The 20,968-nt window shown below is 69.7% G+C and carries 27 protein-coding genes; 16 read left to right on the top strand and 11 right to left on the bottom strand.

Translation table 11 applies throughout. The annotated features are described in order from the left end of the window. The first annotated feature begins 126 nt into the window (after positions 1 to 126). The 5 genes from AC07VC_RS14200 (at position 127) to AC07VC_RS14180 (ending at position 3,951) form a co-directional block, all read left to right on the top strand. Positions 127 to 720, top strand: a complete 594-nt coding sequence (locus AC07VC_RS14200; protein WP_494676667.1) for a recombinase family protein — start codon at positions 127 to 129, stop codon at positions 718 to 720. An 8-nt stretch (positions 721 to 728) separates the two neighbouring features. Beyond that, a complete protein-coding gene (locus AC07VC_RS14195; RefSeq protein ID WP_494676668.1) occupies positions 729 to 2,114 on the top strand; it encodes a TnsB C-terminal domain-containing protein in 1,386 nt (461 codons plus the stop codon). Beyond that, positions 2,114 to 2,917 carry an AAA family ATPase gene (locus AC07VC_RS14190; RefSeq protein WP_494676669.1) on the top strand — a complete coding sequence of 268 codons (804 nt, stop codon included), beginning with the start codon at positions 2,114 to 2,116 and terminating at the stop codon, positions 2,915 to 2,917. The genes AC07VC_RS14195 and AC07VC_RS14190 overlap by 1 nt, the downstream gene beginning before the upstream one ends. Before the next feature lie 213 nt (positions 2,918 to 3,130). Beyond that, positions 3,131 to 3,634 (top strand): hypothetical protein, encoded by a 504-nt coding sequence (locus AC07VC_RS14185; RefSeq protein WP_494676670.1) that lies wholly within the window; start codon positions 3,131 to 3,133, stop codon positions 3,632 to 3,634. Further along, complete coding sequence (locus AC07VC_RS14180; RefSeq protein ID WP_494676671.1) at positions 3,631 to 3,951, top strand: transcriptional regulator; 321 nt, start codon at positions 3,631 to 3,633, stop codon at positions 3,949 to 3,951. The genes AC07VC_RS14185 and AC07VC_RS14180 overlap by 4 nt, the downstream gene beginning before the upstream one ends. Positions 3,952 to 4,000: 49 nt before the next feature. On the opposite strand, the gene AC07VC_RS14175 is transcribed toward AC07VC_RS14180, so the two are convergent. From AC07VC_RS14175 to AC07VC_RS14165, 3 genes are all read right to left on the bottom strand, one after another. Next, on the bottom strand, positions 4,001 to 4,240 hold the full coding sequence (locus AC07VC_RS14175) for a hypothetical protein (protein WP_494676672.1): 240 nt from the start codon (positions 4,238 to 4,240) through the stop codon (positions 4,001 to 4,003). Between the two features lie 136 nt (positions 4,241 to 4,376). After that, a complete protein-coding gene (locus tag AC07VC_RS14170; protein ID WP_494676673.1) occupies positions 4,377 to 5,369 on the bottom strand; it encodes an NADPH:quinone oxidoreductase family protein in 993 nt (330 codons plus the stop codon). Between the two features lie 28 nt (positions 5,370 to 5,397). Continuing rightward, positions 5,398 to 6,165, bottom strand: a complete 768-nt coding sequence (locus AC07VC_RS14165) for an NADPH-dependent F420 reductase (RefSeq protein WP_494724474.1) — start codon at positions 6,163 to 6,165, stop codon at positions 5,398 to 5,400. Between the two features lie 81 nt (positions 6,166 to 6,246). Here AC07VC_RS14165 and AC07VC_RS14160 point away from each other — a divergent pair, with 81 nt between their 5' ends. The 6 genes from AC07VC_RS14160 (at position 6,247) to AC07VC_RS14135 (ending at position 10,287) form a co-directional block, all read left to right on the top strand. Further along, positions 6,247 to 6,831, top strand: a complete 585-nt coding sequence (locus tag AC07VC_RS14160) for a TetR/AcrR family transcriptional regulator (protein WP_494676675.1) — start codon at positions 6,247 to 6,249, stop codon at positions 6,829 to 6,831. A gap of 192 nt (positions 6,832 to 7,023) precedes the next feature. Beyond that, positions 7,024 to 7,479 (top strand): MarR family winged helix-turn-helix transcriptional regulator, encoded by a 456-nt coding sequence (locus AC07VC_RS14155; protein ID WP_494676676.1) that lies wholly within the window; start codon positions 7,024 to 7,026, stop codon positions 7,477 to 7,479. Next, the gene (locus AC07VC_RS14150; RefSeq protein WP_494676677.1) at positions 7,476 to 8,234 is read left to right on the top strand and encodes an SDR family NAD(P)-dependent oxidoreductase; all 759 of its coding nucleotides are present in this window, start codon (positions 7,476 to 7,478) and stop codon (positions 8,232 to 8,234) included. Before AC07VC_RS14155 ends, AC07VC_RS14150 begins: the two co-directional genes overlap by 4 nt. Continuing rightward, positions 8,231 to 8,938, top strand: coding sequence for an NAD(P)H-binding protein (locus AC07VC_RS14145; RefSeq protein ID WP_494676678.1), 708 nt, complete (start codon positions 8,231 to 8,233; stop codon positions 8,936 to 8,938). The genes AC07VC_RS14150 and AC07VC_RS14145 overlap by 4 nt, the downstream gene beginning before the upstream one ends. Before the next feature lie 31 nt (positions 8,939 to 8,969). Next, positions 8,970 to 9,224 carry a hypothetical protein gene (locus tag AC07VC_RS14140; RefSeq protein ID WP_494676679.1) on the top strand — a complete coding sequence of 85 codons (255 nt, stop codon included), beginning with the start codon at positions 8,970 to 8,972 and terminating at the stop codon, positions 9,222 to 9,224. 388 nt (positions 9,225 to 9,612) lie between these two features. Next, positions 9,613 to 10,287, top strand: coding sequence for a hypothetical protein (locus tag AC07VC_RS14135; protein WP_494676680.1), 675 nt, complete (start codon positions 9,613 to 9,615; stop codon positions 10,285 to 10,287). A 203-nt stretch (positions 10,288 to 10,490) separates the two neighbouring features. On the opposite strand, the gene AC07VC_RS14130 is transcribed toward AC07VC_RS14135, so the two are convergent. Further along, the gene (locus AC07VC_RS14130; protein ID WP_494676681.1) at positions 10,491 to 10,787 is read right to left on the bottom strand and encodes a hypothetical protein; all 297 of its coding nucleotides are present in this window, start codon (positions 10,785 to 10,787) and stop codon (positions 10,491 to 10,493) included. 13 nt (positions 10,788 to 10,800) lie between these two features. On the opposite strand from AC07VC_RS14130, the gene AC07VC_RS14125 reads away from it, so the two are divergent. Then, on the top strand, positions 10,801 to 11,622 hold the full coding sequence (locus AC07VC_RS14125) for a hypothetical protein (RefSeq protein WP_494676682.1): 822 nt from the start codon (positions 10,801 to 10,803) through the stop codon (positions 11,620 to 11,622). Positions 11,623 to 11,834: 212 nt separating this feature from the next. Here AC07VC_RS14125 and AC07VC_RS14120 read toward each other — a convergent pair whose 3' ends face one another. The 3 genes from AC07VC_RS14120 to AC07VC_RS14110 form a co-directional block, all read right to left on the bottom strand. Beyond that, positions 11,835 to 12,575, bottom strand: coding sequence for an SGNH/GDSL hydrolase family protein (locus AC07VC_RS14120; RefSeq protein WP_494676683.1), 741 nt, complete (start codon positions 12,573 to 12,575; stop codon positions 11,835 to 11,837). Positions 12,576 to 12,918: 343 nt separating this feature from the next. After that, positions 12,919 to 13,347, bottom strand: coding sequence for a MarR family winged helix-turn-helix transcriptional regulator (locus tag AC07VC_RS14115; RefSeq protein WP_494724473.1), 429 nt, complete (start codon positions 13,345 to 13,347; stop codon positions 12,919 to 12,921). Between the two features lie 30 nt (positions 13,348 to 13,377). Continuing rightward, positions 13,378 to 13,854, bottom strand: a complete 477-nt coding sequence (locus AC07VC_RS14110; RefSeq protein WP_494676685.1) for a MarR family winged helix-turn-helix transcriptional regulator — start codon at positions 13,852 to 13,854, stop codon at positions 13,378 to 13,380. Between the two features lie 515 nt (positions 13,855 to 14,369). Here AC07VC_RS14110 and AC07VC_RS14105 point away from each other — a divergent pair. The 4 genes from AC07VC_RS14105 to AC07VC_RS14090 all read left to right on the top strand — a co-directional run bounded on the left by AC07VC_RS14105 (position 14,370) and on the right by AC07VC_RS14090 (position 17,651). Beyond that, on the top strand, positions 14,370 to 15,248 hold the full coding sequence (locus AC07VC_RS14105; RefSeq protein ID WP_494724472.1) for an AraC family transcriptional regulator: 879 nt from the start codon (positions 14,370 to 14,372) through the stop codon (positions 15,246 to 15,248). A 146-nt stretch (positions 15,249 to 15,394) separates the two neighbouring features. Continuing rightward, positions 15,395 to 16,285, top strand: coding sequence for a hypothetical protein (locus tag AC07VC_RS14100; RefSeq protein WP_494724471.1), 891 nt, complete (start codon positions 15,395 to 15,397; stop codon positions 16,283 to 16,285). A 408-nt stretch (positions 16,286 to 16,693) separates the two neighbouring features. Continuing rightward, complete coding sequence (locus AC07VC_RS14095) at positions 16,694 to 17,422, top strand: SGNH/GDSL hydrolase family protein (protein ID WP_494676593.1); 729 nt, start codon at positions 16,694 to 16,696, stop codon at positions 17,420 to 17,422. 46 nt (positions 17,423 to 17,468) lie between these two features. After that, positions 17,469 to 17,651 carry a hypothetical protein gene (locus tag AC07VC_RS14090; protein ID WP_494676594.1) on the top strand — a complete coding sequence of 61 codons (183 nt, stop codon included), beginning with the start codon at positions 17,469 to 17,471 and terminating at the stop codon, positions 17,649 to 17,651. Positions 17,652 to 17,930: 279 nt separating this feature from the next. Here AC07VC_RS14090 and AC07VC_RS14085 read toward each other — a convergent pair whose 3' ends face one another. The 4 genes from AC07VC_RS14085 to AC07VC_RS14070 all read right to left on the bottom strand — a co-directional run. Beyond that, a complete protein-coding gene (locus tag AC07VC_RS14085) occupies positions 17,931 to 18,494 on the bottom strand; it encodes a DUF3618 domain-containing protein (protein WP_494676595.1) in 564 nt (187 codons plus the stop codon). Continuing rightward, positions 18,491 to 18,910, bottom strand: coding sequence for a phage holin family protein (locus tag AC07VC_RS14080; RefSeq protein WP_086520053.1), 420 nt, complete (start codon positions 18,908 to 18,910; stop codon positions 18,491 to 18,493). Before AC07VC_RS14080 ends, AC07VC_RS14085 begins: the two co-directional genes overlap by 4 nt. Next, positions 18,907 to 19,779 (bottom strand): hypothetical protein, encoded by an 873-nt coding sequence (locus tag AC07VC_RS14075; protein ID WP_494676596.1) that lies wholly within the window; start codon positions 19,777 to 19,779, stop codon positions 18,907 to 18,909. The genes AC07VC_RS14080 and AC07VC_RS14075 overlap by 4 nt, the downstream gene beginning before the upstream one ends. 433 nt (positions 19,780 to 20,212) lie before the next feature. Then, positions 20,213 to 20,968 (bottom strand): manganese catalase family protein (locus AC07VC_RS14070; protein ID WP_494724470.1); only part of this gene is annotated, 756 nt, incomplete at its 5' end.

Below are 20,968 nucleotides of genomic sequence, written 5' to 3'. Positions count from 1 at the left end.
TGATCTTCCTGTCCGAGCCGCGTCGAGCGAGCCTGTTCGCTGGGCCTTTGACGTCTCGTCAAGTCATCTCACCGTGAAGTGTCTCGGAGAGCCCCGCGGCGGGTGTTTCTGAGGCAGACTGCTCGGGTGAGGCTTCTGGGATACACGCGGGTGAGCACGACGAGTCAGGATGCGCAGCTCCAGCTCGACGCGCTGGTGAAGGACGGCGTGCAGAAGCGGGACGTCTTCGCCGACGTCACCTCCGGCAGTCGGGCCGCGATCGAGCGGCCGGGCATGAAGAAGCTGCTCGAGTACGCCGAGGACGGCGACACCATCGTCGTCTGGCGCATCGACCGGCTGGGCCGCTCCATGCTCGACGTGCTCAGCACCGTGAAGCTCCTGCGCGAGCGCGGCGTGCAGATCCGGTCGATCTCCGACGGCATCGACCCGGCGACCACCTCGGGCCGGCTGATGCTGGGGATGCTCGCGAGCCTGGCCGAGTACGAACGCGAGCTCATCGTCGAGCGCGTGAACGCCGGCATCGCCGTTGCACGCGACAACGGGACCCGCTTCGGCCGGCCCTTGGCGGATCCGGCCGTGATCGCCGACAAGCTCCAGATCGCAAGTGATGCCCGCGCGCGCGGTCGAACGGCCGAGGACGCGGCGAAGCTCGTCGGGTGGAGCCGGGCGACGTTCTACCGGCACCAGTCGAACGCTGCGCGCGAGAGCGCCGCGATGTAGGTGCCGGTGTGGACGGGCTCGAGCGGTGGCGGATCCTTCGGCTGCATGTCGAAGACCAGATCCCGCTCGCAGCTCTCGCCCGCACCACCGGGATCAGCGCCCGGACCCTGCAGCGCTGGCACCAGCTCTACCGCGTCGGCGGCATCGCCGCCCTCGACTCCCACGTGCGGGTCGACTCGGGGCGGCGGCGGACCGCGCCGGCGACGGTCGCGTTCGTCGAGCGACTGGCGCTCACCAGGCCCCGCCCGAGCATCGCGACCCTGCACCGGCTCGCCGCCGCGGACGCAGAACTCCGGGGTGATCCGGCGCCGAGCTACTCCACGGTGCGGGAGATCGTGCGGGCGCTCGACCCCGCGTTGGTGACGCTTGCTCTGGAGGGGCCGGCGTCGTATCGGGATCGGCACGAGCTCGTGTACCGGCGCCGGGCAGAGCGCCCGAACCAGACGTGGCAGGCCGACCACACCGAGCTCGACATCCTCATCGTCGGCGCCGGCGGGAAGCTCGATCGACCCTGGCTGACCGTGATCATGGACGACTACTCCCGCTCGATCTGCGGGTACACCGTCTTCACGGGCGCCCCGTCGGCGATGAACACCGCCCTGGCGCTGCGGCAGGCGATCTGGCGGAAGCCCGATCCCGGCTGGGCGATGTGCGGGATCCCCGACATCCTCCACGTCGACCACGGCACCGACTTCACCAGCCGGCACCTCGAGCACACGGCCGCGGAGCTTCGGATCCGGATCATCCACTCCACCGTCGGCCGTCCCCAGGGTCGCGGGAAGATCGAGCGGTTCTTCGGCACCATCACCACGGAACTGCTCCCGCTCCTGCCTGGCCACCTCGGCCCCGGGAATCGGCGCCCGGATCCGGTGCTCGACCTGGCCGGCCTCGACACGGCCATCGGGACCTTCATCGCCACCTACAACGACCGCCCACACAAGGAGCTCGGCACCACGCCCCGGACAGCGTGGGTCGGCGACGGATGGCTGCCACGCATGCCGGAGAGCCTCGTGGAACTCGACGGGCTCCTACTCACCGTGCCGAAGAGCCGCATCGTGCAGCGCGACGGGATCCACTTCCAGGGCCAGCGGTACCTCGCCCCCACCCTCGCGCCGTTCGTCGGCCGGACCGTGACCATCCGGTACGACCCGCGCGACATCTCCGAGATCCGCGTCTACGACCACAACACCTTCGTCTGCATCGCCGTCGACGAAGCCCACCCGAACCTGCGGATGAGCCTCCGCGATGTCGAAACCGCACGCCGCGCCCGCCGCAAGCAGCTCCGCCGCGACCTCAACGACCGCATCCCCACCACAGCCAGCCGCGCCGAGCTGCCCACGACACCGGCATCGTCGCGGCGGCCGCGGCTGCGTACCTACGAAGAGGACGGATGATGCCCGACACGTTCATCACCACGAAGGAGCACCGGCGGTTCGTCGAGTTCGCCAACGCCGTCCGCAAGGAGCAGACCATCGGGATCTGCCACGGCGATGCCGGAGTCGGGAAGACCAACTCCGCTCGCCGCTACGCGCACTGGGATGCGCTGGAGCCCTACGTCCAGGAGTGGGGACGCCGCGGCGCCGACGACCCGAAGCTCGACGCCGCCGCGAACCGTTCGCGCGCCGTGTTCTACACGCCCGAGGTCCTGCCTCGGCCGAAGGACCTCATGAGGGAACTGGACCGCTGGACGGTCGACCTCGGCATCAGGATCGAAGACCACCAGCGCACGATCGGGAAGATCACCGGCACCGGCGGCGACGCCCGCCGCTGGGTAGAGCTGCTCATCATCGACGAAGCCGAACGCCTCACACCCACAGCCCTCGAGCTCCTCCGCGATCGGCACGACCGCGAGCACCTCGCGATCATCCTCATCGGCATGCCCGGCATCGACCAACGCTTCCGCCACTACCCCCAGCTCTACAGCCGCCTCGGCTTCGCCCACCGCTACCGCGCCCTCGGCCAAGACGAGCTCCTCTTCGTCCTCGACCGCCACTGGAAGCGCCTCGGCTACACCCTCAACCCCGACGACTTCACCGACGCGCAAGCCATCGCCGCGATCCAACGCATCACCCGCGGCAACTTCCGCCTCCTCGAACGACTCTTCCCGCAGATCGCTCGCGTCCTCAAGATCAATCAGCTCGAGACCATCACCGACGACGTCATCGAAGCCGCCGCCAGCATCCTCGTCACCGGATGACGACACCGAGCGGCAACAAAAGCGCGCCATGAAGCGGCACCGCCCACATACCTGAGACGCAGGATCCCGCGGCTGACACTCAGTGACGAAGTGGTCCGGGGAGGGATCCCCTGCCGGACACCATCAGTGTCCGAGATCAGTGGTCCATTGGTCACGTGATGGAGCTGTTGAACGTCTTGCGAAGATCGCAACTCACTGAATAGAGTTGCGACCATGGCAAACGAGTTCAATGAGGATCGACCGGACGCCCACCCCGATGCAATGACGCAGGCGGGGGCTCGCGCGACCCTGGGAGACATCGAGCAGGACGGAGCGACCCTCGCGGCGCGCATCGTCACGCCGCAGTGGTACCACCCGGCTCTGGGTGTCATCACCGGCGTTTTCGCCGGCGCTCACGCGCTTCCAGGTGCTTGGCCGGTAGTCGCGATTGCGATTGGCATAGTCGCCATTCCGGTGCTCACCACTACCTATACCCGTCGGTACGGTGTCGCCGTCTCCAAGCCGACCGGTCCGGGCAGCCGGCGTCTGATGCTGGTCATGCTCGCCGTGCTCGTTGCCGCGATGGTGTCGAGCCTGGCGATCAAGCTCGTCGGGCTCGAGCCGGGGTGGGCGCTCGTCCCAGCACTGATCACCTTCATCACGACGGTCGTCGTGGGGCGGCGCTACGACAGCGCGCTTCGGCAGGAAATCGCTGCGTCGAGCGATGTGCGGCTGTGACGAGCGCGGCCGAGCCTGCGTTCAGCGAGGTCATCCACGCGCCGCTGCGCCTCCGGCTCTGCGGTTTGCTGCGCCACGTCGACGAGCTCGACTTCGCCATCATCCGCGATGCACTGCAGATCGATGACGCAAAGCTCTCCAAGCACCTCAAGATCCTCACCGACGCAGGGTTCATCGCGCTTCGCAAGGAGCGCTCTCCCGCGCGCAACGACGCGCGGCGGGTGACCTGGGTCAAGCTCACACCCACCGGCTCCTCCGCGCTCGAGGCACACCTGGCAGCCCTCGCCAGCATCGCCAACGGCACACCCGTGAACTAGCGTCTCCGGTCGCGGATCCGCAATTCCCATGCCTTCGGCGGAGGATCTCCTACTGGATGCGGCTTGTCCACCGTCTCATGGCACCGGCGAGCAAGAGGACGACGCCGAGGAGCATGACGGCCATGGCGACCATCATCACCGTCGCATCGCCGTCGAGCATCGAGCATCCGGCAGCGGTGTCCTCGTAGGGGCAGGTCCGCCACGGCTGGAAGAAGTACAGCACTGTCACGGCCGCACCGATGAGCGTCAGAGCGGCACCGAGGGCGAGCCAGACGTTCCTTCGCATCATCACTATGACCCCGACGCTACGGACGGGACGCAGCCCGCGAGTCAATCGACAGGACGATCTACCGTGAGCGTCCGGTAGGGGATGCCCTACCGGACCACCTCGGTCGGCGTCTCACGCACTTCGCACGCGCGAACCGTCAAGGTCGCGGGGGGCTGGTCATCGTGATGACGGTCTGTCCGTACGCCCCGGATGCCCGCTCGCGGAGCGCGAGGGGCACGTCCTCGAAGGAGTGCACGGCGGTGACGGGCGGATCGATGCTCTTCTCGGCCAGCATGGTGGTGAGCTCGTCGACGGTCTCGGCCTTCTCCGCGTCATCACGGAACACGGAGAGGACGCCGATCATGGAGTAGTCGCGCATGAGGAGGTCCCGGGCGTCGAGGGAGACGGGATCGCCGCTGGCGAACCCGACGATGAGGAAGCGCCCGCCACGCGCGAGCGTGCGGGCTGCGTCGGCGGCGGCTCGTCCGCCGACGGTGTCGTAGACGACGTCGACACCGCGGCCTCCCGTGATGCGACCGATGTCCTCCTGTGCCGAGGCTGCGCTGAGGTCGAGGACGTGATCGGCGCCCTGGTCGCGGCTGAAGGCGGCCGCGGAGTCGTTGCGCGCGGTGGCGATGACCGTCGCGCCCATGGCCTTCCCGAGCTGGATGGCGGCGGATCCCGTGCGTCCTGCTCCTCCGAGCACGAGCAGTACCTCGCCTTCGGACAGGTGAGCCCGGTGGCGGAGGCCGATGTGCGCCACTGCGAAGGAGCCCGGGAACCCGGCTGCCTGCTCGTCGCTGAGCCCGCCGATGACGGGCATCGCGCTCCACCCGGGAACGAGGGCGTACTCCGCGAACCCGCCGATGCCGATGTCCGCGCGGCTGTTGCCCGCGATCCGCGCGCCGACCGGGTGGGGGAACCCCTCGCCGGCGGCATCGACGATGCCGACGACCTCTTGGCCGGGGGACGCCGGTGGCTCGGGCAGGTACGGGTACTCGCCGCGGATCATCATGAGGTCGGGCAGAGCGAGGCTCGCCGCGAGGACGCGCACGCGTGCTTCGCCGGGTCCCGGCTGGGGCCGCTCGACGTCCTCGAGCCGGAGGACGTCATCCACCTCGCCGAACCGGGTTGCCTGCCAGCGCTTCATTAGCGGTTCTCCTGTCGTCGTCATGGGTCTAGAAGATGGCCCGGGTGAGGGCGAGCTGACGGGCGGGGTCGGGCTCGTGCCCGTCGGCCTCGATGCGCTCGAGGTAGATGCTCATCATCAGGTCGCGGCGCAGGGCCGAGCGGTCGCGCTGCGCGCGCTCGAGAGCCGCGGGGAGCTCGCCGGCGGTGAGGTCGTTGGTGTACACCGGCGTGCCGGGCTGCTGCCGCCACGAGTCGGCGATGACGCCGGCGTCGAACGCGTCGAACCCGGTCTCCTCGACGAGGCGCATGCCGATGCTGCGCTGGGAGGCGTCATCGGCGACGACGGGCAGGGCGATCCGGGTAGACGGATCCGACGAGTACGCCTTGTCGCGGAAGGACGCGGTGGTGATCGTGTTCCATGCCTTGACGATGGGGCGACCGTACTGCTCCTGGACCCACTCGCTCTCGACCTGGCCGTCTTCGACGGCGCTGATGGTGCCGTCCCGCAAGGGGAAGTAGTTGGACGTGTCGATGATCACGGCATCCGCGGGTGCTGCCGCGACCAACGCGGCCATGTCGGGGAGCTGACCGAAGTTCACCGACACGATCACCACGTCGGCGTCCTTCGCGGCATCGGCGGCCCACACAGCCGTCGCTCCCGTCGCGAGGGCAGAGGCGTCCACGGTCTCCGGGGCGCGGGAGTTCGCGATGGACACGAGGTGGCCTGCGCGCGCAAGCCGCTCGGCGAGGATCCGTCCGATGTTGCCTGCTCCGATGATGCCGATCCTCATGCTTCGTCCTTCGCGTCGTGGCACAGTTGCAGATTGATGCGGAGATATCCTCCGCACAGCACAATACACGGAGAAAGTCTCCGAATAGTCGAGGAGTTCGAACGGATGACGACCACCCCGACCGGCCGAGCTCCACGCGCCGATGCCAGACGCAACCGTCAGCACATCCTCGACATCGCGCAGCAGCACTTCACCGAGCACGGGGTCACGGGGTCCCTCGACGCCATCGCGAAGGAGGCCGGGGTGGGGCCCGGGACCCTCTACCGACACTTCCCCTCCCGCGACGAGCTCCTCGCGGCACTCCTCGCCGCCCGTGATGAGGCGATCGGGGTCCGACGTGAGGAGATCGACGCGACGGCGAAGAGCGCTCCGTCGGCCCTGAGCGCGTGGCTGGATGCGCTGATCGACTGGGCGGGAGCGTTCGACGGGCTCCCGGAGCCGCTTCGCGCGGCGATGGGAGAAGCCACATCCCCGCTGTCCTCCACCTGCGAGGGGTACATCGCCGTCACCGACGAGTACCTCGAGCGTGCTCGAGCGGTGGGGGCGGCCCGGTCGGATGTGCGGGGCCGCGACCTCTTCCTCATGGCACTCGCGGTCAGCTGGGCACGTGGCGCGGCGATGGCCGACACGACGTCGGCGGCGGCGATGGCAAGCGTCCTCCGCTCGGGGTGGAACACGCCGGACGCCTGAGCGGCCGGCCCCGCCGATCCGGGCGCTTGCAGAGGACTCCGGGTGGCCACGCCTCGCCGGGTTCCTCGTGCGCATGCGTGGGGGTCGTCGGACGATCGAGCTCTGCTCTGCACGCGGTCGATCGGCTATTCCATGAGAGATCGCCGGAGGCGCTCGGCCCCCGTTCCGACTCACAATATAACCTTGGGTTATATGGATGACGCTACGCCGCTGCTCGGTCACGACATCGGCATCGCCGCGACACGGTTCCATCGGGTCATGCGGCAGGTCGTGCAGGACGCGCTGGACCCGTTCGGGCTCTCCGGCACCGAGTACGGCGCGCTCGTGCACATCGAGGGCAACCCGGGGTCGAGCAATGCCGACCTGGCCCGGTTCCTGCTGATCACGCCGCAGGCGCTCGGTCGCGTGACGTCCCGGTTGCAGGACCGCGGGCTCCTCACGCGCACGGCCGGCGACGACGGCAGCCGACGCCTGCCCCTCACGCTCTCTCCCGCGGGCACGCGTGCGCTCCGAGCGGCTGAGCCCGCGGTCGAGGCCGCACAACGGCAGCTCCTGAGCCCGCTCTCCGCCAGCGAGGAGGCGGCGTTCTTCCACGCGCTCGACGCGTGCACCTCCCACACCGACACCCGATCGAAGGACTCCGCATGACCTCCTCTCACACCTCTCTCGTCGTCGTCATCGGCGGAGGCACCGGCATGGGACGGGACGTCGCCCTCGACCAGAGCTCCCTCGGCCGGGACGTCCTGATCGTCGGGCGTCGATCGGACCCGCTCGTCGAGACCGAGAGCGCCGCAGCGGGCCCTGGCCGCGTCTCGACCGTCGTCGCGGACGCATCCACCGCGGACGGCGTCGCGCGGATCCTCGGCGCCGTCGGCGACCGGCCGGTCGTCGGCATCGTCGCGGCCGCGGGTGGTCAGGGCGGCTTCCGCCAGCCCGGATCCGGCCCGGCGGCCGTCGAGGATGCGTGGACGCAGGCTATGCGGGTCAATCTCCTGACCGCCGTGCTGCCGATCGAGGCGCTGCTCGAGCAGGTGCCCGACACGACGGGTCGGATCGTCCTGATCGGCTCCACGGCGGGTCTGGATGGTGCAGGTGGTCCGTACGCGACGGCGAAGGCCGCTCTCGCCGGCTACGGTCGTGACCTCGCGACTCGTGCGGGTGCGCGCGGGATCACGGTCAATACGATCGCTCCGGGGTTCGTCGCCGACACCGGCTTCTTCGAGGCTGGCGGCTTCGGGGACAGCTCTCCCATGATCGACACGGCCGCGGCCCGCACCCTGGTCGGCCGCGTCGGCCAGCCCGCGGACATCACCGCCGGCGTCCGCTGGCTGCTGAGCGAGGACGCCGGCTGGGTCACCGGCCAGACCATCGCCGTCGACGGCGGCTCCGTCATGCTCCGATGAGGACGGCCCTCGTCATCGGCGCGCACGGCCGGACGGGATCGCGGGTGGTCGACGAGCTCCTGAGCGCGGGGTGGCACGTCACCGGGACCGTGCGGCTCCCCGAGCAAGTGGATGATCTCCGGAAGGTCGGTACCCGCGGGGAGGTGCTCGACCTGCTCACCGCGACGCGCGATGACCTCCGTGGGCTGATGGTGGGCGTGGACGCGATCGTGTACGCCGCAGGGAGCAGCGCGGGATCCACTGCCGAGGTCGTCGACCGGGTCGACGGGGAGATGATCATCGCCGCTGCGGATGCTGCAGTCCTCGCGAGCGTCGGGCGGTTCGTCCTCGTCTCCGCCCACCGCGCCGACGAGGACTTCGGTGGCGACCATGTCGTGCGCCTCCTCCGGGCGAAGCGCGCAGCCGACGCGCACCTCCGGAGCACGGCGCTGGGCTGGACGATCCTCCGCCCCGACGCCCTCACCGAGGAACCCCCGACGGGCGCCGTCCGACTGGGCCCGACCGTCCCGCATGGAGCGATGCCGCGAGCTGACCTTGCCCACCTGATCCGCGTCGCGCTGGAGTCACCCGCAGCCGTTCGCCAGCAGCTCGAAGTGACCGACGGGGTGATGCCGATCGGTGCTGCCTTCGACGAATTCCTATGGTGGGCGCGTCCGGGTAGGGATCCCCTACCGGACGACTTTGAGCGCAGTCGAGGCGGTTGACTCCAACCCAGACGGCGCGGACGCTGGAGACATGGATAAGCCGGAGATCGTGACGCTCGAAGACCGCACGATGCTGATCGGCGTGCTCGCCAACCTCAGCGCAGCCTTCCTCGGAGTGACCGGGGAAGCTCGGGCCGACGCGAGGTCGATGCTTCACATAACGGACCGGTACCGCAGCGACTTCGCCGCGAGGCTCGGTCGCGCGCCGTCCGATGAGGAGTGTCGAGTGGAGCTCGAGGCTCAGGTCGCGCGGCTGCGGCGTTCGATCGGAGAAGAGCGCGGCTGATGCCACCTGCGCTGTACGGGGAGGGATCCTCTACCGGACGCGCGCGAGGCGTCTTGAGTGGACCGTTCGACGTGGTGCCCACGGTGGAGAAGACCTTGCATCTGTTGGTCCGCGACAAGGAGCGCAGGCGCCTGCCGCTGGGTGATCGGCGCCCGAGAACACGGCATTGCCGCAGGGGTGCTCGGGGCTTCGTGTGGGGCTCGTCAGGTCTACTTGACCACTGAGGGGAGCCACTTGACGCGGCGCAGCACGTCGCGTGCTGTACCGTGGGCAAAAAAATTGCCCCGGCGCGCCGACACGTTTTCGTGCCTCGTCCGGGGCTTACGTCGACCAAGATAGCACGCAACTACACAAGAGGCCAGAGCGACGGTCTCGCGACTGGAGCCCCGTGAACCCTGTCGATCCCGCTTCCCTCCTCGCGCTCCCACGAGTGATCGGTAGCGACCGCTTCGCGCCGTACCTAGCCAAGTGCAACGGCAACTCCGACGAAGCACTCCGCTTGTACTCCTGGAACGTCGAGGCGTCTGCTGCTCTTCTCGGTGCCTACGCGGCGCTAGAGGTAGGTCTTAGGAACGCGATGGATGATCGCCTGTCTGTTGTTTTCGGTCAACCTGACTGGTGGAGTAGCGCCCCCTTGGCGGTTAAGGACAGCGACGCCGTGGCAGCAGCGGAGACCTACCTCAACGACCGCAAGGGGGTCGGGGGCTGGGGACACGGCCATGTGGTGGCTGAGCTGAAAACGTCATTTTGGGAGGGGCTGCTGGCACGGCGGTATCACACGGCACTGTGGGACGCCGGCCTAGAAGGGGCCTTTCCGCACTACACCGGCTTGCGTGAGGATCTTCGACTGAGGATGCAGCGCCTGCGACTGCTTCGCAACCGCGCAGCTCACCATGAGCCAATTTTTGAGCGAGATCTGAGGATCGACCACCGGTTCATGTGTGAGCTAGCGGGCTTTGCTGAGCCAGACCTTGAGACGTGGATCGCCAGCCACTCCAGGGTTCCCGGGGTCGGCGCATCCCAGGCGGCGACACTCTCCGGGTCGCGCCTCACCCGCTTCTGACGTCGTGATGCTGCACTCCTAAGCAGCGGTCGGCACCGTGCGGTTCGCTGCCATGCCATGCCATGCCATGCCATGCCATGCCATGCCATGCCGTCCTGCTCCATGCTGCAGGGCCGGGCGGGTTCCCTTCCCCGGGCGCCTCGATGCCCACGTCGGTTTGAGACGAGAACGGACCGCAACAAAGCAGATGCCCGTGGGGCTGACTAAGAGGGCAGCGAGGCGATGAACTGAGTCAGTTGATCGGATACGAGACCGCCAAGCGCGCCGCCGACACCGGATCCCAGTACACGCTGTGCCCCCTGCGCGACGGCACGGAAGCGACCCGGCTTCCCGTCACCGTCAGCTTCCGCCTCGAGCTCGGACGCAGCGTCGCTGAGCTCGCGGCGATTCGTCGCGTCCACAAGGGCCGAGACCCAGCGCCTCAGCGCCGAGCGCGACGCCGCGGTGGCGAAGGTCTCCGTCGTCGAGCGGCCCGAGTTCTGGGAGCGCTCGTCGCTCATGGAGCACGCGTCCATGCACGAGACCGCGCAGCAGTGGAAGGACGTCGACCCCCGCGCGCAGGCCGCCTCGGAGACCATCGGCCGGGAGCTGCGCGAGCGGTACGGGATCGACGTCACGAACCCGCAGGCGAACCCCGACGCCGTACGCGCTGCGCTGATCCTCCGCGAGCGTGCCGAGGCCGAGGCGGCACAGAACGCTGCGGCCGCCGAGAAGTCCGGTCGCGGCGAGGCGGCCGTCGAGACGGCCCTCGCCGCCGCCGCGCTCGACGAGGCCGCACGGCTCGACGCTCGCGCCGCGGCCGAGCGCAACGACGGCCAGGCCATCGCCACCGAGCCGAACGCGGACGTCGACACCAGCCGCACCGACCGCGCCGCCGAGCTCGAGCTCCAGGCCCGCGAGTACGACTCTCAGGCCGACGCCGGCGGCACCCCCGACCGCAGCCCCGACGAGCTCCGTGAGTTCGCCGAGGACGCCCGCGCACAGGCGCAGCTCCACCGCGAGCCGGCAGAGGTCGGCGCCGCGCAGAGCGCCCCGCAGCAGGCCGCACAGGCCGGCGCCGAGACGAACGCCGCCGCCGACCAGGGGCGCGCCAACGCCGAGCACAGCGCGGGGAAGACCCACTACGACAGCGCCGAGCGCAGGACGGCGATGGCCGCCGAGCTCGGCCGTCAGGGGGTCCCGCAGCAGACCGTCGACGTCCGCATGCGCGCCGAGGTCTCGCACGGGAGGCCGGCGTCCGAGGCGCCCGTCCAGGGGCAGCAGGTGAACGTGCCGCAGACCAAGCGGGGCCGCGGTGGGAACCGTTCGGCGGAGCGCACGCAACAGGACCGCTAGTGGATAGGTACCCCATGCGCGCCGTTACTCGCTAATGACGTCCCCACCGAGTAATCACCAGTGATGCACAGAGCCCCGTCCGCAACGCGGACGGGGCTCTGTCGTATTCACGGCGAGGGCCACCTCCATCGAGTCACGTTTCTGACTACCCATCCCCTGCCGGACACCGTCAGCGCCGAGGAAGTGCGCCCCGTGCTGGTCTGAGGTGAGGATCAGCTGCGCATGTGGAGGTATGCGTCCGCAAGGTGAGCGCCCCAGATCCGGTAGGTGTCGCGGTACCGCTGTTCGACGGATTCGGGGAGCCAGAGGGAGCGGGTCAGCTCCTCGGGGAAGGGGATCGCCTGAGCGGTGGGGTAGTCGGCGGCGACGGCTCGCGTGTTCCGGTCGAGGGAGCGCCCGAGGATCCCGGCGGCGACGCGCGCGGGCCGGGAGAGGCTGCCGGCGTTGTCCAGCGGCGGGGTGTCGGAGATGAGGATCGGAGTGTCGCGAGGGATGTACGCGACGAGGGCGTCGAGGGTGGTGCGAAGGTGCCGCTCCCACGCGCTGACGCCGGTCACGCGGAGCACGTCGGTGATGCCCACCAGCATCACGACCGCGTCGACGTGCTCGAGTTCGCCCTGGTCTCGGTCGATGACCTTGCGCGCGCTCAGGAGGCGCGAGTTCGGGAGGGCGCTGATGCTCCAGGCGACGCCGCGGTGGCTGCGTGCGGCGACGCGCCGGGAGAAGAAGGCGGGCAGCGATAGCTCATGGGTCCGGATGCCGAGGCTGATCTGCCCCAGCTCACCTAAGAAGAGGACGCGGTCGGGGTCCGGTCCGGGGACGACGCCGTGGTCGGGGTCATCGGGGTGGATGTCGCCGGACTCATCCGCCCGGCGGAACAGGAACTCCGCCGCATGAGCGGCTGTCGTGGACAGCGTGCGGGCGGCGGTGATGGGGTGCGGAAGGCGGAGCATCGGGTTGTGTCTCCTGACGAGCAGTTCGCGGCGGTCCCTCGACCTCGCGTGCGCTTCACGGGAGGAGGGCCTCGGGCGCGGCACGTGAGGGGGAGCGATGGCCCGACGTTTGAGACGGGGTCCGTTCTGTCCCGCGGGGCCATCTGCGCTCGAAGGCGCAGGGCCCGACCTCGGGGGGAGGGCGAACTCTTCACGAACTCTACTGCCGGCGGCTTGGATCCCTCCGGGCCGTGGTGCGACGCGCGTGGCGGACAGTACCGCTCGCTACGCCGTGACCGCGTCCTGGTAAGAGCCTCCTTACCGGACACGAGGCCGAGGGTCGTGTGGGGACGGGCGCCCAGCGCTAGGACGCGTTGTGACCTCGGCGCGCGAGAAGTCGCTCGATGGCGTGCGTGGTGGCGCCCATCTCGTGCTCGGACCAGCCGGCGGCCGCGTCGAGGATCCATCGCGCGCGCCGCTGCTCGATGCGCTGCAGCAGGGCTCGACCCGAGGCGGTGACGGACAGCATGGCGTCGGGTCCTGGCGGATACATGTCGATCAGCCCGTCCCGGAGGAGCCGAGACAGAACGGGGACGAGGGCTGCACGAGAGGTGCGCATCTCGCGGCTGAGATCGCTCCGGCCGACCTCCCCGAGTCGCGCGATGGTCCGTAGCGTCCCGGTCTGCAGCCCCGTGAGTGTGCCCCACGCGGTAGCGACATCCGCGTCCATCTGCTCGGACAGGCGTTGGATCAGGAGGGCGAGTCGGTGGGCGTCGTTCGTGCCGTCGCTCATCGCGTCGTCTCTGGGTGAGGTCACGGCCACCTAGAGGACCGTCTTCTCGGCCGCGGAGGCAGCGTCGCGGGCGGATATGCGGGTGATGCGACGGGCGACCTGCTGCAGGGTGTCGCGTAGCTTCGAGAGCTCGGCGAGGCTCATGCCGGCCTTCTCGGCCACCTGCGCGGGGACGCCGTGTGCGCGATCACGGAGGGCGAGGCCCTGCTCGGTGAGGAGGATCAGGAGGATGCGCTCGTCCTCGGCTTTGCGCGCGCGATGGACGAGTCCTGCGGCTTCGAGCCGCTTCACCAGCGGGGTCAGCGTCGCCGGCTCCATCTGCACGATGTCGCTGAGGCTCGACAGGGACTCGTTGTGCCCGTCCCAGAGGGCGAGCATCACGAGGTACTGCGGGTGGGTCAGGCCGAGAGGCGCGAGGACCGGCCGGTACAGGCCGACGATGCTGCGCGCCGCGGTCACGGCAGCGAACGACACCTGGTTCTCCAACGCCAACGGGTGCCGGTCCATCTGCGGTGCATCTCCTGTCCGGGGCCGCGCCGACCCGTCGGTCTTCCCTTTCGTTCTTACACGAATCGATCGTCCACTGACTACGACAGATCTCGTGTCTGACGAGTGTTTGGGCGCCGGTAGCGGTCGGAACACACCTAGGGGCGCCGTCGACGCAGGCGCCGAGCACCGCCGTGCCCGCCGGTCGTCTGCGTCCTCTGCGGCCTGGCCGCTGCGCGAACGAACGCGGCCCGCGGGCCGCGCCGGAGTGACGTCGTGCCGACGAGGTGCGTCTACTGGATGTCGCTCCCTTTGCGGGCCCCTCGGCAACGGGCACGGCGCGGGGCCTGAACGAGAGAAGCCCCACGATCTACAGCACCGACCCGGCCCAGACCCCGCCAGGCCCCACCCCTCCCGTCCCGTCCCTGTTCACGAGCAGCACCGGCTCCTCGATGCCGGAGGGCACGAGCCGGACCGAGCACCGTACGGAACACGCGGGTGCGTGCATCAGCGAAGCCGACGAGGTGTACAGCGCCGTGTATGGCGGCACCCTGTCCACGAGCGCGGGGGAGTCCCCGTTCTCCTACCGGTACGCGACGGTCGGCAACGCTCGGGTGTCGCTGCGCACCTCCGAGCTGTCCGGCCGGATCCGCGGGGAGATCCCGCACCTCACCGATTACGTGGTCGGGTGGTTCCGCACCGGGAGCGGCTCCCTGCACCTGCGGGATCACGACCGCGCCGGGACGGTGGAAGCGCCGTTCCTCCTCCCATCCGAGCGGCACTTCCGGCTCGACTTCCTCTCCCACCGGCAGCACCTCATCCACTTGGGCCCGGCGTTCCTGGAGGACATCGCCACTGAGACCCACGGCGGACCGCCACGCCACGTGTCCTTCGACCATCGAGCACCGGCGAATCCGTGGACGCTCTCCGCGTGGCGCGATGCCGTGTCGGTCATGACCCACGCCATCGTCCGGGCCAGCGTCACTCCGCTGATGCGATTCGCGGCGGAGATGTCGCTGGCGCGAGTGCTGCTGCGCCTGTTCCCGTGGCGGGCGTGGGCTGTCCCACCCGAGCTCCGCGTCCCGCAGGGCGCACGGGTGCGCGAAGCGCTGGACTTCCTGCACCATCACGCCCACGAGCCCATCGCGCCCGCTGATGCGGCCCGCGCGGCCGGCATGCACACCCGCAGCCTCCAGCTCGCCACCTCCCGACACCTCGGCATGACCCCGTCCGCGTACCTGCGGGAGATCCGGATGCAACGCGTCCACGACGAGCTACGTTCCGCAGTTCCGCGCTCGGTCACGGTGAGGGACGTCGCGCGCCGATGGGCGTTCGGCAACCTCGGGCGCTTCGCCGCGGAGTACGCCCACCGCTTCGACGAGAAGCCCAACGAGACCCTCCGCCGAGCACCATGAACCGTCAGGAGGTGGAAGGTCGATGTCCTGTCCTCGTGACGACCGACGCCTTGTGCTCGAGGCATCGATGGGTAACGTGAGCTGTCGAAAAGGGTGGCATGGACGGGCGCGGATGAGAGCCGCGATGCGGGGACGGGCAGAGGACGATGATCACAACCGCTGTCCCGACAGCTGAGCCCTCCGCGAACCGGCTCCTCGCGGAACTCCTCCTGGAGGCGCGCCCGCTCCCCGACGACGTCGCACGGGTGCGGGCATGGACGGCGCTCACCGCGGAGCGGGTCTTCGACGCCCTGCAACCGCTGCGCGTGATCCCCACCGGCTCCTGGCGCCAGGGGAGCGGGCTACGTCATGGCGCGCCCGTCGATCTCACGGTGGCGCTGCCCGGCGCGGAACCCCCGACCACGCAGCACGCCCTCCACACCGTGCACGAAGCGGCGCGGGTGATGGCGCCCGCGGCCACCGTGCGCAGCGCCGCCGGCGCGGTCACGGTGGTCGAGCCCGGCGTCCGCTTCGCCCTGGTCGTCCGCCCCGCGTTCGACGGCCCCGATGACTCCTACCGGATCCCCGATCCGACCGGCCAGGACGCCTGGGCGACTACCCGCCCTGATGCCCACGCCCGACGGATGGCGGAGTGGGACGCCAGCACGAACGGCCGGTCCGTCCGCCTGATCCGACTCATGAAGGCGTGGCGGCGGCAGCACGAAGTTCCGATGTCCTCGTTCTACCTGGAGATGGCAGCCGTCCGACAGGCGCTCACGACCCAGGACGCAGGTGCCTTGGAGGACCTCCACACGATCTTCACACGCCTGGATTCGAACCGTGTCGCGGCTACGACCGACCCGATCGATGCGGACGTGCGGGTGGGGGCGCTGTTCCGGCCCCGTGATGCCGACCGGGTGCAGGCGGCAGTGGCGCACGCGGCGCGGACTACGACCCGCGCTGCTGATCTCGAGCACGCCGGCCGCCATCACGACGCCGCTCACGCGATGGCGGCGGCGATGGGAACGATGCCGGGCGCCTCCTCATGGAACACGTGACGGCGGAACTCTCAGCTCCTTTAAGGTCGGTGACGCTCGTCCGCGGCCAGCGTGAGTAGGGCATGTCCATCAAGCGAAGCATTCCCCAAGCCGTGTCCTCGCTTTGGGGGACACGAACTAACTGCGTCATCGACATCCCTTCCCCCGAGCGGATGCCCGGAAGCGCGCCGGTCCTGATCCCCCATCAGCACGTGGGCGCCACCGACATGGTGATGCGGCTGACCCGAATCCTGTCCGCGTCGCCTGCCCATCGCCGCCGTGACCCGCACGGCGGCGGTGGGCCCACGACGGTAGCTGCCCCTGCAGCTGCCGCTTACAGGACACCGCGTGACGGACCACGAGCGGCTGACTCTCCTAGGCTCGTCTTCACCGCCGCATCTGGTGGCGGGTCATGGGGGAGGCGCTCACATGCGGCTGTTCTCCTCCACGCGAGCGGGCCTGCAGTTCGCCTTCCTCGGCCTCGTGCCCTACCGGATGATGCGCCGACGCATGCAACACGCTCCCTTCCCTGCCGGGGACGTCGACGGCCACCTACCCGGCCCGCTGCCGATCTTCATCGCCGTGATCGGGGAGGCGACCGCCATCGGCTACCAGACGCTGACGACCAACCTGACCGTCGGCGCGCAGCTCGGACGCCGCCTGCACCAGCGGAGCAACAGGGGCGTCCGGTGGCAGGCGATGGCCACGTCCGACTTCACGATCCGCACCGCGCGCATCCTCCTCCGCGAGAACCCGAGACTCGTCGTCGTCGACGTCATGATCGTGATCCTCGGCATAGGCGACGCCGTCCGGTTCACCACACCCGCTGCGTGGCGCGCGCACCTCACCGGTCTGCTCGCCGACTTACAGCAGCATCTCGCATCGACTGCCACCATCCTCATCGCAGAGATCCCGCCCTTGGAGCTGTCGCCCGAGGTCCCGAAGGCCATCTCCCACCGCGTCGGACATCACGCCCACGTGCTCAACGTCATCACCCGAGACGTGGTCGCGGACATCGACATGGCGCAGTGCGTCCCCTTCCCATCCGCCCTCGTCCACGACTTCGAGACCCCGGACGGGCACGACTCCTTCTACGGCCGCGTGTATCGCTCATGGGCAGCCGTCATGGCCGAGCAGATCGTCGTGCGGACGCTGTGACGAGACTTCACCCCGGCCTCGACGTGGAGAATGGTGATCTGCCAAAGTGGCGCTCGTGGATGCGCATGTCGATTACGAACGCCTCATCGACGACGCGGTGAGCCGGATCCGGCCCATGCTGCCGAACTTCACGGTCGCCGAATGCCGCGACATCGTTGAGGACGAGCTCGCGCAGATGCTCGCCGCGCGCGTCGACGAGCGGACTCGTCTTTGGTTCATCCACCGCTAGGGCAGATCCCTTAAAGACCCCAATCGATGAACGCGCCACCAGGCGCGTCCCATCCTCAGACCCCGCGCGAGCGACCGACAATGTCGGCACCGTGGGTGGCCGCACTACATCGATCTCGAGTCGGCGTTTCCCCGGCGCCTCGAACTCACGATCACGGCGGCCGCCGCGTGATCCGTCCGTCGAACTGCGAGCCGGACATGACGGGATCCCGTCGGCCTTCTCGCATGATGAAGGGGAGCCGGGCCTCGAGGCTCGGCTCCCCTTCGGGAGTGCACCGGATCAGCTGCGTGCGTCGTCCTGCACGGCCTGCTTCGCGTCCTGGGCGCTGCCCTTGACGTCGTCCGCGGTGGACTGCGCCTCCGCCTTGACGGTGCCGGCGGAGTCGGTCGCGGTGTCCTTGACGGCCGCGGCTGCCTGCTGCGCGGGCTCCTTCAGCTCGGACGCGACGTCCTTCGCGGCGTCGGTCGCCTTCTCGACGAGGGGCTGTGCCTTGTCCTTGACGGTCGAGGCGAGCTCCTTCTCCTTGTCGCTCGCTGGGATCAACGAGGCGATGAGGAGCCCGGCGCCGAACGCGACGAGGCCGAGGCCGAGGGGGTTGCCCTGCGCCTTCGCCTTCGCGCCGCCCGCGGTGCCGGAGACGGCGTCGCCGACGCTCGAGCGCGCATCGCTCGCCGAGCCGAGGACGCTGTCCTTGACGCTCGAGAAGGCGCCGCGCACCTTCTCGGTCTGCCGCTGAGCCACCTTCGCGGGAGTGACCTTGTCGGCCACCGCGTCCACGTCGATGCTCAGCTCGTTGCGGGTGCGCTCGATCTCCGCACGGATCTGCTCGGGGTTGTCGCTCATCGGTCTGCCTCGTTCCTCTTCATCGCTTCGGGGATCTTCTTGACGCTCTCGGCCGTGCGGGGCGCACCCTGCACGGTCTTGAGCTGCTTGCGGCCCTGCAGGTACATGACCAGGCCGATGACGGCCCAAATGACGGCCACGACGACCGCGCCCCAGGCCTGGTTGTCGAACAGGTAGCCCAGTCCGACCATGAGGGCGACGGAGAGGAAGAACACGGCCATCAGCCCCGCGTACCCCGCGCCGCCCAGGAGGCCGGCGCCCTTCCCGGCCTTCTTCGCCGAGTCGCTGATCTCCGCCTTGGCGAGGGCGATCTCCTGGCGCATGAGCGTGGAGACGTCCTTCGTGACGTTCCCGAGGAGGTCGCCGAGGCTCGTGGTCGCGGCCTTCTCCTCGGAGGGGGTGCGTCCGTCGGTCATGCGCGCGATCCGTCGGTGCGGTCGCCCGCGCCGAAGGTCTCGGTCAGCGGGTCGACGGGACGCGTCTGGTCGTAGAGCGGGGTCGACGCATCCGTCGCCGGGGCGTCGTACGGTCCGACGCCGATCGGCTCGTCCGCGCTGAGCGCGGTGGGCGCGTGGGCGCTCGTGGTCGGGACCGCCGGCGTGACGTAGTTCGAGGTCGTGTCGGCCGTGCCGGTCGTCGCAGCGCCCATCTCGTCAGCGTCCGCGTCGGCGGCCTTCTGGTCGTGCGCAGCGCTCGTCAGCGAGCGGGTGAGGCGGCCGGCCGCGACGCCCGCGATGACCGCGAGGCCGACGAACAGGCCCGGGCGACGGCGCGCGAAGTCGGTCACATCCTGGAGGAGTGTCCCCGGGTCACGGCCCTCGAGGTAGGACGCGGCACTCCCCGCGCGCTGCGCCACCTGGGAGACGAGCTCGCCGGCGAGACCCGTGCTCTCCGACTTGTCGCCCATCTCCTGCAGCTCGTCGCTGAGCGTGCGCAGGCTGCCGGCGGCGCGCTCCTGCTGAACGCCGGTCTGCTCGCGGAGCTGGTCGCGGGTCTGCGCGAGGAGGTCCTGCGCCTGCGACTTCGCCTCAGAGGCGACCTTCGAGGCCTCGTCCTTCGCGACGCCGGCCACGTGCTCGGTGCCGGCCTTCGCGTCTCCGGCGACGCTGGCGGCCTGCTCCTTCGCGGTGTCCTTCGCGCTGCTGCTGCCGCCGCTGCCGCTCGTGGATGCGCTGCCCGCGCTCGGGGTCGTGCCCAGGGTAGACGCCGGGACGACGGCCGCGTAGGCGGCGTCGGAGGCGGGTCCGCCGTTCGCGGGCGACGCCGGTGTGAGGTCGTTCGACATGTGGTTCCCTCTCGGTGCTCGTGGTGTTCGAGTTGCCGCAGGACTCGGGCCCTGCGGGCCTCACGCAACTCCCGGTCCCGAGCAGTGCATAGGCCTTGACTTCCGGTGGCTGTGTCCTGACTTCTCGTGCGCAGACCCATGCTCTCGATCCGCCCTCGCCCTTCCGCCTCCTTCAGGGACCCACGAGACCGCCTTCCCGTGCAGCGCCCCGGAGCGCCGACGTCATGACGGGCTGTCAGCGGAACGGCGAAAATCGGTCGCCCTGTCTCGCGGAAGCCCGCTCGTCGTCGCGCCGACATCACGAGCGGCACCGGATCCAGCCGGTCGGAGCACGGGGCGACCACCTGTGTCGGCAGCCGCCCCGTGACGCACGCGACAGATCGGGCGGAACGAGCGCTCCGCCCGGGGCCGTCGACAGCGGGACAAGCCGGCGTTACGGCGTGACGGCGTCCTTGATCGCCCCCGCGGCCTTCGACAGCAAGCCGCCTTCCTTCGGCGGGATGGTGCCGTGCAGCAGCGGGTTGCCGAGCGGCGGGGCTGGCATGGGCACCGACGAGGTCGGGCCGTCGTGGTAGGTGAAGGTGCCCTTCCCATCGGGCGTGGGGCCGGACGCCCACGAGCCCTCAGCGGCGGCGGGCCCGTCGGAGAAGTTGAGGTACTGGTACGAGACGTCCCGGTCCTCGAGCTCGATGGGGAAGTCGCTCGGTACGGGAAGGTTCTCCGTGCCCTCGGCCTGCAGCTCTGCGATCGCGGCGACCCACTGGTTCTGGTGCATTGTGTCGCGCGCGAGCAGGAAGGACAGGAGGTCCTTCACGCCGTGGTCGTCGGTCATGTGATACAGCCGGGCGACCTGGAGGCGGCCCTGCATCTCGGCGTTGGCGTTGGCGTGGAAGTCGGCGAGGAGGTTGCCGCTCGCGGTGATGAAGGATCCCTGCCACGGGTTCCCGTTGGCGTCGACGGGGCGCGCGCCAGCGCCCGCGACGATCGCGTGCTGGATGTCGCCGCCGCCGATGACCGCGGCGAGGGTCGGGTCCTTCATCGCGTCCTCGGTCGCCTCGACGGGCGCGGTCTCGAGCAGCTTGGCGATCATGATCGCGAGCATCTCGACGTGGCCGAACTCCTCCGCGCCGATGCCGTAGAGCATGTCGCGGTACTTGCCGGGGAGCTTCGAGTTCCAGGACTGGAAGCC

The sequence above is a fragment of the Clavibacter sp. GW821-FHT01D01 genome (assembly GCF_059422605.1).
The sequence above is the reverse complement of the archived record's forward strand: the minus strand, read 5'-3'. Positions and strand labels throughout refer to the sequence as shown.

What these genes read in the sequence shown, in the direction of transcription:
- AC07VC_RS14190 (WP_494676669.1), top strand. Translation starts at nt 2,114, where the DNA reads ATGCCCGACACGTTCATCACCACGAAGGAGCACCGGCGGTTCGTCGAG.
- AC07VC_RS14185 (WP_494676670.1), top strand. Translation starts at nt 3,131, where the DNA reads ATGGCAAACGAGTTCAATGAGGATCGACCGGACGCCCACCCCGATGCA.
- AC07VC_RS14175 (WP_494676672.1), bottom strand. Translation starts at nt 4,240, where the DNA reads ATGATGCGAAGGAACGTCTGGCTCGCCCTCGGTGCCGCTCTGACGCTC.
- AC07VC_RS14170 (WP_494676673.1), bottom strand. Translation starts at nt 5,369, where the DNA reads ATGAAGCGCTGGCAGGCAACCCGGTTCGGCGAGGTGGATGACGTCCTC.
- AC07VC_RS14160 (WP_494676675.1), top strand. Translation starts at nt 6,247, where the DNA reads ATGACGACCACCCCGACCGGCCGAGCTCCACGCGCCGATGCCAGACGC.
- AC07VC_RS14155 (WP_494676676.1), top strand. Translation starts at nt 7,024, where the DNA reads ATGGATGACGCTACGCCGCTGCTCGGTCACGACATCGGCATCGCCGCG.
- AC07VC_RS14150 (WP_494676677.1), top strand. Translation starts at nt 7,476, where the DNA reads ATGACCTCCTCTCACACCTCTCTCGTCGTCGTCATCGGCGGAGGCACC.
- AC07VC_RS14145 (WP_494676678.1), top strand. Translation starts at nt 8,231, where the DNA reads ATGAGGACGGCCCTCGTCATCGGCGCGCACGGCCGGACGGGATCGCGG.
- AC07VC_RS14140 (WP_494676679.1), top strand. Translation starts at nt 8,970, where the DNA reads ATGGATAAGCCGGAGATCGTGACGCTCGAAGACCGCACGATGCTGATC.
- AC07VC_RS14130 (WP_494676681.1), bottom strand. Translation starts at nt 10,787, where the DNA reads ATGAGCGACGAGCGCTCCCAGAACTCGGGCCGCTCGACGACGGAGACC.
- AC07VC_RS14125 (WP_494676682.1), top strand. Translation starts at nt 10,801, where the DNA reads ATGCACGAGACCGCGCAGCAGTGGAAGGACGTCGACCCCCGCGCGCAG.
- AC07VC_RS14120 (WP_494676683.1), bottom strand. Translation starts at nt 12,575, where the DNA reads ATGCTCCGCCTTCCGCACCCCATCACCGCCGCCCGCACGCTGTCCACG.
- AC07VC_RS14115 (WP_494724473.1), bottom strand. Translation starts at nt 13,347, where the DNA reads ATGAGCGACGGCACGAACGACGCCCACCGACTCGCCCTCCTGATCCAA.
- AC07VC_RS14110 (WP_494676685.1), bottom strand. Translation starts at nt 13,854, where the DNA reads ATGGACCGGCACCCGTTGGCGTTGGAGAACCAGGTGTCGTTCGCTGCC.
- AC07VC_RS14100 (WP_494724471.1), top strand. Translation starts at nt 15,395, where the DNA reads ATGATCACAACCGCTGTCCCGACAGCTGAGCCCTCCGCGAACCGGCTC.
- AC07VC_RS14095 (WP_494676593.1), top strand. Translation starts at nt 16,694, where the DNA reads ATGCGGCTGTTCTCCTCCACGCGAGCGGGCCTGCAGTTCGCCTTCCTC.
- AC07VC_RS14085 (WP_494676595.1), bottom strand. Translation starts at nt 18,494, where the DNA reads ATGAGCGACAACCCCGAGCAGATCCGTGCGGAGATCGAGCGCACCCGC.
- AC07VC_RS14080 (WP_086520053.1), bottom strand. Translation starts at nt 18,910, where the DNA reads ATGACCGACGGACGCACCCCCTCCGAGGAGAAGGCCGCGACCACGAGC.
- AC07VC_RS14075 (WP_494676596.1), bottom strand. Translation starts at nt 19,779, where the DNA reads ATGTCGAACGACCTCACACCGGCGTCGCCCGCGAACGGCGGACCCGCC.